Here is a 13,640-nt window from a genome sequence, read left to right on the forward strand (position 1 = left end):
TCAGGAGACCTTGACCCCGGAGTCAGCGATGATCTTCGCCCAGGTGCCGAGCTGCTCGTCGAGCTTCGCCCGGTGCGCGTCCGGGGTCGCGTCCTGCGCTGGGACCGGCGCGGTGCCGAGCTTGGCCATCTGGTCGATGACCCCCTGGTCGGCCAGTGCCACCTTCAGCGCCTCGGACAGCTTCTGGACGATCTCCTGCGGCGTGTCGGCCGGGACGTAGAGACCGTGCCACACGCTGACCTGGAGCTGGGGCAGCCCGGCCTCGGCCGTGGTGGGCAGGTCGGGAAGGCTCTTCACCCGCTCGGGTGTGGTGACCGCGTACGCCTTCACCTTTCCCGCGGCGATCTGGCCGCTGGTGTTGGTCGTCTGGTCGCACATGAAGTCGACCTGGCCGCCGACGAGGTCGGTCAGCGCGGGGCCGGTGCCCTGGTACGGGACCTCCTGAAGCTTCACACCGGTGGTGGTCTGGAACAGTAGGCCGCACAGGTGGGACGCGGCGCCGATACCAGCGTTGGCCAGCGTGACCTTGCTGGCGTTCGCCTTCACGTACGTCACGAGGTCCTGGAGTGTCGCGGGCGCGAAGTCCTTGCGGGCGACGATCGTCATCGGCACCTCGGTGACGAGCCCGACCGTCTCGAAGTCGTCGAGCGGTTTGTAGCCCAGGCTCTTGTACAGGGCGGGCGCCGTGGACATGCCGATGTGGTGCATGAGCACGGTGTAGCCGTCCGGCTCGGCCCGCGCGACCTCGCCAGCGCCGACCGTGCCGCCGGCACCCTCGACGTTCTGGACGACGATCTTGCCGCCGAGCTTGGCGGCCATCGGCTCGGCGATCATGCGGGTGACCGTGTCCGTCGGGCCGCCCGCGCTGAACGGCACGACGATCGTGATGTTCTGGTCCGGGTAGCTTCCGGCGTCGCCTCCGCCGGTGGCGCCTCCGTTACCGGAACAGGCGGCGGCGAGCGAGACGACACCGATCGCGGCGATCATCCGCGCGGTGGCCCGGTACCTGCTGGTCGTTCGCATACGGCGGCCTCCCCATCAGCACATGCACATTCCTCGGTGCGTGACTGGCCCCAGTCTCGGCTGGTCGGAGCGCGGATGGTGTCAGAAAAGTCCCAAGAACTCGGGCCGGCACGAGCGCCGGTCCGGGCCGTACAATCCGCTGGTATGCGGATAACCGTCGTCGAGGATGACGACCGCGTGGCGCGGGGTCTGGTGACCGTACTGACCCAGGCGGGCTTCGAGGTCCGCCGAGTCGCCACCGCCGCCGAGGCCGTGCGCGCCGCGCCGTCCGACGTGGTCCTCGTCGACCTGGGTCTCCCCGACGGCGACGGGCTCGACGTGATCCGCAAGCTGCGTGACCACCCGCAGACCGCCGTCATCGCCGTGACCGCGCGATCCGAGGAGCACGAGCGGGTCCGTGGCCTGCGCGCCGGCGCCGACGACTACATCGTCAAGCCGTTCGGCATCCCGGAGTTGCTCGCCCGGATCGACGCCGTCCTACGCCGCACCCGGGCAGCTCGTGCCCTCGGCCAGGCAGACGAGTCGCTCGTCCTCGGCCCGATGCGGATCGGCGTCGGCACCCGCGAGGTCACCGTCGACGGCACACCTGTGTCGTTGACCCGCAAGGAGTTCGAGTTGCTCCTGCTCCTGGCCCGGCGGGCGCCCAACGTGGTCAGCCGCGACGTCATCCTCGACCAGATCTGGGGCGCGACCTGGGAGTCGTCGAGTCGGACCCTGGACACCCACATCGCGGCGCTACGGCACAAGCTGGGGCCGAACGTGGTCATCCGCACGATCCACGGCGTCGGCTATCGGCTCCTGGCCGACCAGCCGGAGCTGATCGGCTGACGCGCCGTGCACCGCCGCATGCTCGTCGTCCTGGTGCCCCTCGCGGTGCTGCTCGTCGCGGCGCTCGGGGTGCCGCTCAGCGTCACGGTGGCCGAACGGGAGATGCAGGAGACCTACGTCAACCGGCTGGACGACGTCGGCCGGTTCGCCTCGCTGGCCGAGACCGCGCTGTCGACCGGGCGCACCGAGGCGCTGCAGCAGGAGTTGACGCGGTACCACGAGCTCTACGGCATCCCGGTCGCGCTGATCGACACGTCGGGCACGGTGCTGCTCGGACCGGCCGACGCGTACGACGAGGCGGCGCGCGCCGAGCCGGCATTGCCCCGGATCGTGACCGCGGCACTGGCCGGGGCGCGGTCCGAGCCGTCCTGGGACTGGGCTCCGTGGGACGACTCGGCACTCGTGGTAGCGGAGCCGGTGGGTCGGGACAGTGAAGTCGTCGGCGCCGTCGTGACGATCTCCGACCTGTCGAAGACGCGCGAGCACATCCTCGTACGCTGGGCCCGGTTGGCCGGGCTCGGGCTGCTGCCGTTGATAGCGCTGGCGGCCGTCGCCTGGCCGGTATCGGCGTGGGTGCTGCGGCCGGTGCGGAAACTGGACGCGGCGACCTCGCGGATCTCCGAGGGCGACCTGACGATCCGTGCCGACGCCGAGGCCGGCCCGATCGAGCTGCGGCGGCTGGCGACGTCGTTCAACACCATGATGGACGCCGTCGAGAACGCCGCGCAGCGGCAGCGCGCGTTCGTGTCCGACGCGTCGCACCAGTTACGCAACCCGTTGACCAGCCTCCGGCTCGCGGTGGAGAGCCTCGCACCACACCTGCGGCCAGAGGGCGACGGGCAGCAGATGTACGACGTCGCCGTCGACGAACTGAAGGCGATGCAGCGGATGCTGAACTCGCTACAGGCCAGTGCGCGGATGGAGAGCATGCGGACGGCGTCGACGGTGGATCTCGACGAGGTGCTGGCCACCCGGGTCGACCGGTGGCGGGCACTGACAGCCACGGCCGGGCAGACACTGGCGGTCGACGTGCCGCCGGGGCTGCGGTTGCTGGAGCCGCCGGGCGGACTGGGCAGCATCCTGGACGAGTTGATCAGCAACGCTTTGCGGCTGTCCGACGCGCGGGTCGTGGAGGTGACCGCCCGAGCTCTCCCCGGTGGTGTGGACGCCCGACGCCGCAACGCCTCCGTGGCCGAAGGCGTGGTTACGGTCACCGTCCGCGACGACGGGCAGGGAATCGACGCTTCCGAGCGGGCCCAGGCGCTACGACGGTTCTGGCGGTCGCCGCGGCACCAGAACGTGTCCGGGACCGGCCTGGGACTGGCGATCTGCGCAGACCTGATCGGGTCGGCCGGAGGCGAACTGCGGCTGGAGGAGGGCCTGCCGCGTCCGGACGGGTCCGGGCACGGGTTCGCCGCGGTGATCGCGTTGCCGGCCGTTCAGCAGGTGGCGTCGCCGTCCAGCGCTCCCGCGTCGGCGCCGGTCTGACGACCCGGGTCCCTGTCGTGGGTCAGCGTTTGCGATCGCGGAACCAGGCCGCCGCGCCCGGATGGAGCGGGACCGATGCGGTAGATATACCGGTACGCACATTGATCTGCCACGCCTCGGGGAGGGCTTCGGCGTCGTCGCGGCCAGCGGAGGTGATCGCGCCGGTGTGCGTGAAGACTGTGTCAGTGATGGCGTAGACCAGGTCGGCGGGCAGGTCGTCGCGCGCGAGCAGCACGTTCGGTACGGCGACGGTGCGAGTGGCCGGGACGCCGGCGTAGGCAGTCGCGTGGATCATTGCCGGAGCGTAGGGACCGGGGTAGGTCGTGAAGAGCCCATCCGCCTGTGCGTCCAGCGGGATCAGCCGGATCGGGTGCCGCTGCGCCAGCTCACTGATCGCGGGTGTCGGGACGCCGGTCAGGGAGAACATCGCGTCGATCGTGCCGTCGCGCAGCGCCGCCGCCGATTCGGCCTGGCTGAGATACCGGCCGTCGGCGTTCACCGGGCCGAGCTTCAGAACCCGCCGCGACGTAAACTCCGTGCCAGAGTCGTGCGAACCGAGGGATATGCGCTTGCCCTCAATCTCCCGGAACTCGCCAATCGCCGAATCGGCCATGACCACGAGATGCAGGTGACTGTCGTAGAGCCGGCAGATCGCCGAGAGCCCCCCGGGCGCGCTGCCGTCGGTCGTGATCAACGCATCCAGGCTCGTCAACCCAAGCTGCACCTCGCCGGCCCGCAGCATCCGGATGTTGTCGGTGGACGCCCCGCTCGGCACAGTGGTCACCGTCGCACCCGGCACCTGCTCGGAGATGTGTTCGGCCAGCGCACCACCGATGCGCCGGTAGACCGCCCCCGCCGGCCCGGTGGCCAGTCGCAGGTGGACCTCACCAGCGTCGGGCTTCCGCGAGCAACCGACGAGCAACCCTCCGGTGGCCAGGAGCATCGCCCGCCGGCCGAACCGCACCTCCAGGCCCAGCACCATGCCGAGATGATACGGACGGCTGACCCAGGTTCGTCTCTCCAGGAATTCCCCGCCGCGCCGATCTTGCAGTTTCGGTCGCCGAGATCTGCCCCCGTGCCAAGCCAGCAACCACAAGATCGCGATCCGGCTCCGTCGATCTCGGAGTTGTGGTGCCTGGTTTGGCGTTACAACGGGTGCTTTGTCGCCCACCACAACTCCATGATCGGCGGGCGGTGGGGGTTGACCGCGGCCCTCGTTGACCACTCGGGCGGGCATGCACACAGCGCCACCGGTTGGTAGCGTGCCGGTGATGTCGCCGGCCGCCGCCGGCGGTGGTCCTCTGGGGAGGGTCAGCATGTGGGCGGACGACGCTGCGCTCGACGCGGCGGGGCGCCGGCTCGACGAGTGGGAGTCGTCGCTCGCTGCGCGGGCGGAACGGGCGAAGACGCTGTCGGCGACGATGCGGGATCTGACCGGCAGCGCCCGCAACGCCGACCGGACGGTCGAGGTCACCGTCGACTCGTCCGGCCTGCTGATCGACCTACGGCTCGACGAACCCATCCGGCAACAACCCGCGGCGCACACCGCCCGGCAGATCCTGGACACCACCAGAGCCGCGCGCGCCGACCTGCTCCGACAGGTCACCGACGCAGCCACGCAGTCATTGGGCGACGACGCGAGCGCCCAGGCCATCATCGACTCGTACCGTAGCCGGCTCATCCACGACCAGGGATCAAGCGATGCCCGACGGTGACGGCATCCAGGTCGACCCAGACGACCTGACCGCCCACGCCGCACGCCTCGATCGCCGCGCCGGCAGCCTCGATACCGCCCAGCAGGCGGGCCAGCACGTCCGGTTGGGCGCCGACGCCTACGGGCAGCTCTGCGCGATGATGCCGACGCTGCTCGACGGCCTGCAGCGGACCCTGGTCGACGGCATCGGCGCCGCTGCCGGGTCGGTGCGGGACACCGCCGGGAAGCTGCGGACCGGCGCCGACCGCTACCGAAGCTCCGACGCCCGCGCCAAGCAGCTCCTCGATGGGGTGCGTCAGCGCCGGTGACGTCCAACCCACTGGTCGCCGCCGCAGCGGACACCCCGCCCAGCGCCTGGGCGGGTGTGTGGATCTGCGAGGACATCGAGCTCATCGCGCAAGGTGTGCGCAACGGCAGTTGGATCGACGGCAGCCTCGGTGTCGCGAGTGCCGGTCTGGACGCCCTCGCCTTCGTCTCCGACCCGGTCGGCGCCCTGCTCCAGTACGGGATCGCCTGGCTCATCGAACACGTCAAGCCACTCAGTGAGGCATTGGACTGGCTCGCCGGCGACCCCGCGCAGATCACCGCCCACGCCCAGACCTGGCGCAACGTCGCCGCTTCTCTCCGCGAGGAAGCCGCCGCGCTGGCCCGCGACGTCCGCACCGACGTCGCCGGCTGGGGCGGCAGCGCCGGCCCCGCCTACCGGGCCTGGTCCGCCGAACAGCAGCAGGCCATCACCGGCCTCGCACACGGCGCCGACACCATGGCCGCGATCACCGAAGGCGCCGCCGGCCTGGTGGCCGCCGTCCGGCTCCTCGTCCGCGACGCCATCGCCACCTGCGTCTCCCGCCTCATCGTGTACGCGGGCGAACTCGTCGTCACCGGCGGACTGGCCGCACCGCTGGTCGTCGAGCAGGTCACGACGACGGTGGCGTCGTGGGGGGCGCGGATCGCGCGGCTGCTGCGCGGGCTTCTGGCCAGCCTGCGGCGGCTGATCCCGGAGATCCGCCGGCTCGGCGACCTCATCGATAAGCTCAAGCAGGCGCTGGGGCGGCTCCAGAAAGGTGAATCACCACCGAGCCGAAACACGCCAGAACCTGAACCGCCTCGCGAGACCCCGTCCCAAGGGGTGACGGAGCAGCAACGAGTCCACGATCTCGGCATGGATCCGGCGACCGGGAGGTTCCGCCCGGGCGAGGCAGATACCGCGGTCCGGTTGGAGCACGAGATGGGCGTGAGACTGAGCCGCGCCTCGGCGGACTCCTCTGCCGACTGGGTCGACGAGGCCGGACGTACGTACGATGCGGTGGGCAACTTCCCGGCGCAGTTCTTTGACCGTCAGTGGCCCCAACTGCAGTATCAGATCGAGCGACACTTGGACAAGGCGGACCTGGTGCCGGTGGACGTTTCGCAGTTCAACCCGGAACAGGTTGCCCGGATCGAACAGTTCATCACGGACGGAAGCTTCGGTCCGCGAGTATTCATTGTGGGGAAGTAATGGCTGGCCTCATCGTGCTGAAACCCGGCGTCGACTGGACCGCAACGGGAGGGCTGTTCGACTGGACGCTGGAGTTTCTGATTTCCCGCCTCTCGGACAGACAGACCGCTAACCGCTTGCAGGAGATCGTCGACAACAACCTCGGGTCGTTGTGGATCGACGACCTGCCCGCAGCAGCACAGCGGGAGATCGTCAGCCACTGGCGCAACGGACTGGTGACGGCTGGCGAACGGCAGCTGCCGGAGACCGAGCACAAGGTTGAGGTCCTCCGCCATCTCCAGGAACTGGTGGATGCAACCTACTCAGTCGGGTTCCCCGGGTCGAGCGCTCCTGGTAGTCGATGACGCTCTGCGGTCCCATCACCGCCGGGGCCGGGCGACGAACCGGTACGATGCGCCCATGAGCTCAGAGGCGGTTGGCAGGTACATGCCCCCGGTCGTGACGCTCGATGACCTGACGGCGATGATGGCCGCAGACGAGAACCACCGGTACGAAATCAGCCCCGAGGGAGTCGTCTCGATCATGCCGCCGCCGGGGTACAACCACGCGATCATCGCGACCCGGCTCATGGTGTGGCTCGCTCAAGGCGGTGTCCCGGCGGAACACATTGCCCAAGCGGTCGGGCTACGCATACCGGGCCGTGACGGCGGTGTCGGCGGACGCATCCCCGACCTGGTCGTATGGAGCAAGGCTCAGACAGACGGTGTGTGGCTGCCGGTCGCCGACGTGCTCCTTGTTATCGAGATCGTTTCACCTGGTTCCGAGGGTGTCGACACCGTGACCAAGCGCAGTGAATACGCCGCCGCCAGCATCCCCCAATATTGGGTGGTCGACCAGGATGCGGCGCAGACCGTCACGATGCAGCGCCTCGACGGCGACCAGTACGTCGCCCGTGCGACCATGCCGCTCGCCTGGGTCCTCAACACCCGACCCGACGAGCACGGCCTCGGCTGAAGCGGCCCAGACCTCGCCCATTCTGCCGCGACCGACTCAGCTCACGCCTGTTACCGATACGAGTGGTGACTCTCGTCAGCCGCGGGTGACGCGACCCTCCTGGTCGAAACGGAGGCGACCGCTGGTCACGGCCACGTGCAGCCCGTACCGGAGTAGCTTGTCAATCTTCTCGGTGCGGCGGCGGTAGCCGAGCCTTTCCAGGCCGGCGCGCAGCAGCCGCTCCTCGTCCATGCTCGGCATGCCCTCAAGCACGTGCACGAAGGCGTTCGCCATCTCCTCGGGTGGCACCTCCTCGAACGCGCGGTCGTTGCTCGCCTGCGTGACCCGGTACGCGTGGTACGTCTGCGGGTCGGCGCCCTCGGGCCAGGCATACCGGCTCACGGTCGGGTGCGTGTACAGGCGGCGGGAGTCGACGAGCGACAGCACGGCGGTACGCCGGTCCTCCCGGGTCCGGAGGAAACCGAACCGCGCGAGGGCGAGGCGTGCGAGCCGGTGCTGCTCGATAGGCCCCTCAGCCTCGATGATCTCGCGGAGCGCGTTCCGCATCAGATCACGTACGAGCCGGTCGGTCGCCAGAATGTCGAGGTCGGCCTGGTCGCCGAGCGAGGTTGGGACGTACGGAACGAATGGGCTCACCGTGATGGTGTCTGCGGCCGAGGTTGCCGTGGTCGCGGCGGCCAGTGCAGTGACGGGTGCTGACGATCCGCCCCGGAAGGGCTCCTCGTCCACCGCGAGACGCGGCTGCGGCAACTCGGCGGTCGGTGCCGAGCGTGGCTGCTCCACGTCCGTTGCGGGGCGCGGCTGTGGCAGCTCGGTGCTCTCTGCGACCGCCGACGGCTCGGATTCGGGTTCGGCGGTCGTGGGGGCCTTGGCTCGGGTGACCGCTTCGTCGACCCGGCCGAGTAGCGCCGACCGGTCGTGGATCCAGGCCGGCAGCCAGAACCGCACGACCTCCGGCCAGCCCATGATCGAGCGGAGAAGCGTCGGTGCGGAGTCCCGGTCGGCCACCGTCGGGCGGGCACTCCAGTCCGGGCCATCGAGCATGACGGCCACCTGCCACCGAGGTGAGCCCGGCTCGCGTACGGCGATGTCCACGGTGAAGTCGGAAAGTCCGTGTGAGGTGCGGACCTCGTGGCCGCGGTCGCGCAGCGCCGCGGCCACCTCCTCGCGGATCCGACTGCGCCGCTCGGTGCGGTCGGTGGCGAGGTCGCCCAGGCGGTCCGCACCGGCGGCGGCCATTTCGCAGTACGCCCGCAGGTGCTGCGTGCCCAGCGCGGACGTACGGGACAGGTCGATGTCGGACGGGTCGAAGGACGAATAGAGGACGACCTGGCGGCGGGCGCGGGTGATGGCCACGTTGAGCCGCCGCTCGCCGCCGGCCTGGCTGAGCGGACCGAAATTCAGCGGGAGCTGGCCGGTCTCCAGGTTGGTGGAGAAAGCCAGGGAGAACAGGACGACGTCCCGCTCGTCGCCCTGCACGTTCTCCAGGTTCTTGACGAAGATCGGCTCCGCAATCGCACCGGAGAGGTGCTCGCGGATGATCGGATCGGTGCTCTCCTCCAGCAGGTTGAGGATGAGGTCCCGCTGCTGGATGTTGAAGGTGACCACGCCGACGGACTGGGTGGCGGTCGCCGGGTCGCTCAACCGCCGGGTGATGTCCGCGAGGATCGCCCGTGCCTCGACCTCGTTGGTGCGGGATCCGCCCCGGTCGTACTGGCCTTCGACGCGCCGCCAGCTGACGCCCGCCGAGCTGGCGGCACCGGGCGACGGGAGGCTGGAGAGCTTGTTGTCGTAGTAGTAGCGGTTCGAGAAGGCGATGAGTGACTCGTCGTGACTGCGGTAGTGCCAGGACAGCCACCGTTGCGGCAGTCCCGACTCGACGGCCTCACTGAGAATGCTCTCCAGGTCCTCCGGCACCGGGCCGTTGCCCTCGTCGACCTCGTCGACGCTGTGGCTGGCCTGCATGATGCTGCTCGGCGGCATCTGCCGGGAGTCGCCGACCACCACCACGGCGCTGCCCCGGCCCATCGCGCCGATCGCCTCCGCCACGCGGATCTGCGAGGCCTCGTCGAAGATGACCAGGTCGAAACGTTGGCTCCCGGGTGCCAGGAAGTTCGCCGCGGACGCGGGGCTGACCAGCACGCACGGGGTCAGTGCGAGCACCGCGTCCGGGTACTGCTCGAACAGTTCCCGGAAGGACCGCCCGCCCCGCTTACGGCGCAGCTCCGCCGCGAAGTCAGCGAAGCGGCCACGCCGGTCGGCCGGGCTGAAGGGGCGGCGACGGACCAGCACCGACGGCAGCTGCGTCGGCAGCGCGGACCGCAGCTCGCCGGCGGCCGCCTCGAACTGGCTGATCTCGTCGTCGTGCAGTTCCGGGTCGAAGTACTGCAGGCCGCCGGCCCGTACCCGCTCGGCGAGGGACGCCGTCGCGACTCCCCGCCGGTAGGCCTCCTCGGCGAGATGCGCGGGCACCTCGGCGCGCAGCAGCTGGTCCCGATAGTCGGTGAGACCGGCCGCGGCGAGCACGTCGGCGTGGGCCAGGACGGTCGCCCATCGGCGCAGCGGGAACAACTCCTCGCTCTGCAACTCGTGCAGCCAGGCCGCGCCGTCGCGCTGCCAGGCGTCGGTCCAGTGCGAACCGGCGGCCCACAGTGCCAGCTCGGCCTCACCGGAGCGCAGCACTCCGCGCCAGGCCCGCCACCGGGAGGCGAACCGGTCGAGGAGCACCGCGTCCACATCGGTGAACCCGCCGTGAAACAGCTCCCAGGCCTGCGGGTGCCGGGCCAGGAGCGTCCGGCCGACCCGGGTCGCCTCGATCGCTTCGGTCAGCCGCTCCTGCGTGTTGGGATCCGTGGGCTGCCACTGCGAGAGCCGCAGCCCGCCCACCGCCACAAAATGCTGGTAGAGGGCCGCCGCCTGGGCCTGGGCGGCCACCAGCCGACCGGTGGCAACCTCCACCCGCTCGACGTCGAGCGTCGCACCGGCAACCAGGTGCACCGCCAGCCGATCCACGATGGCCTGCCGACGCTTGCGCTTGCCGAGCAGCTTCTTCGCCGCCTCCTGGGCCTCACCGTGCCAGGCAGTCAGCTCCGGTCGGGCGAACACGTCGGGCCGGAAGGTCGCCAGCTCACCGGCGAAGCCCTGCCGGAAGGCCGCCAGGTCCGCCTGGAGCCGGGCCATCGACTCGTCCCATCGTCGATCGCTGGCGTGCAGGGTGGTTTGCCGGTCCGGCAGCAGTCCGCGTACGGCGAGCCAGGCACCCGCCTGCAGCTCGCTCACGGTCTCCGGGGCGGGCAGCGTCCGCAGCAACTCGACCAGGTGCGGGTGGGCGGCGAGGTCGGCGCGGAGGCGTTCGAGCTCACCGGCGATCTCGGTGACCGCGGCGCCGTGCAGCCCGTCGAGGGTGCGGCAGCCGCTGAGCGCCCACGTGTGCGCGGCCCGGAGTCGGGCCGATCGTGCGGCCGCCGGGAACTCCCGCAGGGTCGTCTCGACCTGCGCGCGTGCCTCGGCGGGTGCGTGCAGGTAGGCAACCGGAATCGGGGCGACCGGGCCGTCCCCGTACGCCAGGCTCTGCTCGTAGGCCGACCAGAGCGACATCCCGACGGGGTTGGTGGTGTGCACCTGGGCCGGGTACTCGGTCAGTGGGGCGAGCCGCGTCCGGTAGGCCGTCTCGACGGCCGTCCACGTGCCGTCGCCGCCCTGGTCGTACTGGTCGAGCGCGTCGCGCAGCTGCTGGCGGATCGCGTTGAGGGACTGCTTGCGCCCGTGCAGGTCGAGCGCGAACGGCCCGAGGCCGATCTGCTTGAGGCGGCGCTTGACCACCTCCAGTGCGGCCTGCTTCTCGGCGACGAACAGCACTGACCGGCCCGCGCTGACCGCCCGGGCGATCATGTTGGTGATGGTCTGGGACTTGCCGGTGCCCGGCGGACCCTCCAGGACGAAGGAGTGACCCCGCTCGGCGCGCACGATGGCCTGCATCTGCGACCCGTCGGCGGGGATGGGCAGGTGCAGGTCGGCCTCGTCGACAGCGATCTCGACGTCGTGCTCCGGGCGGGCGGGATCGTCGAACGTGGCGCCCGAGGACTCGACCAGATGCCGGACGACCGGGTTCTCCATGAAGCGTGGCCAGTGGTCGGTGAGGTCCCGCCACATCTGGAAGGTGGAGAACTGCAACAGTCGAAGGCTGGCGGTCTCGTCGATGCGGTAGTTGAGCCGGTTGTCGAGCAGCCCGGTGTTGATCGCGGCCAGGGTCTTGGCGATGTCGATGCCGTGCTCGTCGAGGACCGGTCGCTCCAACTCCGGGATCCGCACGCTGTGCTTGACCCGCAACCACTCAATCAGGCAATAGTTCGGGCTGGCGACCTCGGTGCCGTCGATGACCATCGCGTACGGGCGACGGCCGCTGCCGCCCTCGATGCGCACCGGCAGGAGGAACAGCGGCGCGTACGCCTCTCCCCCGGTCGTCTTCGTGTGGACCAGGGTGCCGATGGTCAGGTAGAGGTAGTTGCTGCCGGTCTCCTGCTCCATCGTGCGCGCCTCGCGCTGCAGCGCGCGCATCGCCGTCTTGTAGCGGGCGTCGGTGACCGCGCCGTAGACCCGCCGGTCGGTACGCAGCTCCCGGGTGAGGATCTCGGCGTCGAGGTCCTGCGCCCGACGTGCCCCGGCCAGCTCGTGGACGTGACTGATGTCGTCCTGCGGGATGACCTGCACCTGACGGCCATCGTGGATGAGGTCGTCGAGCAGGGCCAGCGCGCCCGCCGGCACGTGCAGGTCCAGGCCACGGCCACGCTTGGGCAGGTTGAGCAGCGGGTTGCGCAGGCTCAGGTCGAGCAGCGACTTCTTCCACTGCTGGACGCGTGCCGGCGACCCGTCGGACTGCTGCGGCACCTCATCGCCCTCGTCGGCGAGCTGGCGCAGCTTCGCGGCGGCGACGCCGGGCGGAAGGTCGAGGGACGCTTCCGCGTCGGCGGTCGCTTCCTTGAGCAGCGGCGCGGTGACCAGTTCGTCGGTTGACGGCAGCGGGCGGATCCCCGAGCGATGGGCCAGGTGCACGTCGACGACGCCCTGCATGCGCTCGCCGTCGCCGCGGAAGTGGCCGAGCCCGACCCGTACCGCCTCGGTGAAGGTCGCCGACTGCGCGCCCGGCCCGATGCGGGTCAGCTCGACCGGCACGGCCCGGCCGGAGTCGACCATTGAGATCAGCAGGTTGCTCTCGGTCACCGCGGACGAGCCCAGCCGCTCCTCCTCCAGCAGGAAGCCACCGAAGGCGTGCCCCGCGTTGATGAAGATGAGCGGGTGCAGCCCCGCCGCCTCCAGACACGCGGCGTACGTGACGGACAGGTCGAGGCAGTTGCCGAGCCGACCGTCGAGCACGGCGGCCGTCGTCCGCACCTTCTGCCCGGTGTTCTCGAAGGAGGCCGGCAGGGTCTGGTAGGTGATCTCGAGTTGGCGCAGCGCCTCGTACACGGCACCGGCGATCAGCGCCGCCCGCTCCGAACCCTCCTGATAACCCTGCAACGAGCCGGAGCCGGTCCGCGCGAGCAGGATCTGGGCGGCCGCCCGCAGGACCGCCTCCACCGCGCGGGTGTTCGGCTGCACGAAGGCCGCCAGGCTGTCGTACAGGGCGGGGCTGTTGAACCACTCGTTGTGCGCCAACACTCGTGACGGAGCAACCAGCCGCAGTGCCTCCTCCTGCGCTTGCACCCGGAGGGTGTAGTCGACCGGGAACGCCTCGTCGGTGCGATACAGCAGCACACGGTCGGGCGTGAAGTCCCGGAAGTCGTCCCAGCTCGTGCTCGCCCCGGGGCGCAACGGCGCAGCGAGGGTACGCGTCCACGGCTCGGTCAGCGCACCGTCCGGGCCTCGCAGTTCCAGCGTCAGCGTCACGTCGGTCAGCGGCACCGCCCCACGGTTGACGAGCGTGAGGTGACGGACCAGCGGCACCCGGTTGTGCACCAGGGCGGCGTTGATCGCCGGCTGCACGATCAGCCCAACTTCGAGCTGCTCGTCGTCGGCGGTGCACTGCGCGAAGACGCTGTCGGACATGGGCGTTTCTCCAGGTGGGGAGACCAGGGAGGGCCAGCCTAGCGGTCAACCGACCGGTGGAGAGGGCCCCGGCCGTACGACGATCTTGGA

Annotated in this window: 10 protein-coding genes; 7 read left to right on the forward strand and 3 right to left on the reverse strand. The window is 70.3% G+C overall.

Annotated features, from left to right (window positions below; translation table 11 throughout):
- Positions 1-1,023: a tripartite tricarboxylate transporter substrate-binding protein gene (locus PCA76_RS19500; RefSeq protein ID WP_272611883.1), complete on the reverse strand. Its 1,023-nt coding sequence runs from the start codon at positions 1,021-1,023 to the stop codon at positions 1-3.
- 144 nt (positions 1,024-1,167) lie between these two features.
- On the opposite strand from PCA76_RS19500, the gene PCA76_RS19505 reads away from it, so the two are divergent.
- Positions 1,168-1,851: a response regulator transcription factor gene (locus PCA76_RS19505; RefSeq protein WP_272611884.1), complete on the forward strand. Its 684-nt coding sequence runs from the start codon at positions 1,168-1,170 to the stop codon at positions 1,849-1,851.
- Between the two features lie 18 nt (positions 1,852-1,869).
- Positions 1,870-3,339, forward strand: a complete 1,470-nt coding sequence (locus tag PCA76_RS19510; RefSeq protein WP_272611885.1) for a sensor histidine kinase — start codon at positions 1,870-1,872, stop codon at positions 3,337-3,339.
- 22 nt (positions 3,340-3,361) lie between these two features.
- Here the strand turns inward: PCA76_RS19510 and PCA76_RS19515 are convergent, their stop codons facing one another.
- Positions 3,362-4,321, reverse strand: a complete 960-nt coding sequence (locus PCA76_RS19515) for a TAXI family TRAP transporter solute-binding subunit (protein WP_272611886.1) — start codon at positions 4,319-4,321, stop codon at positions 3,362-3,364.
- A 334-nt stretch (positions 4,322-4,655) separates the two neighbouring features.
- Between PCA76_RS19515 and PCA76_RS19520 the strand changes: the two genes are divergently transcribed.
- From PCA76_RS19520 to PCA76_RS19540, 5 genes are all read left to right on the forward strand, one after another.
- Positions 4,656-5,054: a YbaB/EbfC family DNA-binding protein gene (locus PCA76_RS19520; RefSeq protein ID WP_272611887.1), complete on the forward strand. Its 399-nt coding sequence runs from the start codon at positions 4,656-4,658 to the stop codon at positions 5,052-5,054.
- Positions 5,041-5,361 carry a type VII secretion target gene (locus PCA76_RS19525; protein WP_272611888.1) on the forward strand — a complete coding sequence of 107 codons (321 nt, stop codon included), beginning with the start codon at positions 5,041-5,043 and terminating at the stop codon, positions 5,359-5,361. The genes PCA76_RS19520 and PCA76_RS19525 overlap by 14 nt, the downstream gene beginning before the upstream one ends.
- Before the next feature lie 56 nt (positions 5,362-5,417).
- A complete protein-coding gene (locus tag PCA76_RS19530) occupies positions 5,418-6,551 on the forward strand; it encodes a WXG100-like domain-containing protein (RefSeq protein ID WP_272611889.1) in 1,134 nt (377 codons plus the stop codon).
- The gene (locus PCA76_RS19535) at positions 6,551-6,895 is read left to right on the forward strand and encodes a hypothetical protein (RefSeq protein WP_272611890.1); all 345 of its coding nucleotides are present in this window, start codon (positions 6,551-6,553) and stop codon (positions 6,893-6,895) included. Before PCA76_RS19530 ends, PCA76_RS19535 begins: the two co-directional genes overlap by 1 nt.
- Before the next feature lie 94 nt (positions 6,896-6,989).
- A complete protein-coding gene (locus PCA76_RS19540; protein ID WP_272611891.1) occupies positions 6,990-7,505 on the forward strand; it encodes a Uma2 family endonuclease in 516 nt (171 codons plus the stop codon).
- 75 nt (positions 7,506-7,580) lie between these two features.
- Here the strand turns inward: PCA76_RS19540 and PCA76_RS19545 are convergent, their stop codons facing one another.
- A complete protein-coding gene (locus PCA76_RS19545; protein ID WP_272611892.1) occupies positions 7,581-13,550 on the reverse strand; it encodes a DUF4011 domain-containing protein in 5,970 nt (1,989 codons plus the stop codon).
- Positions 13,551-13,640 lie beyond the last annotated feature (90 nt).

Source organism: Micromonospora sp. LH3U1 (genome assembly GCF_028475105.1).
GTDB lineage: Bacteria > Actinomycetota > Actinomycetes > Mycobacteriales > Micromonosporaceae > Micromonospora.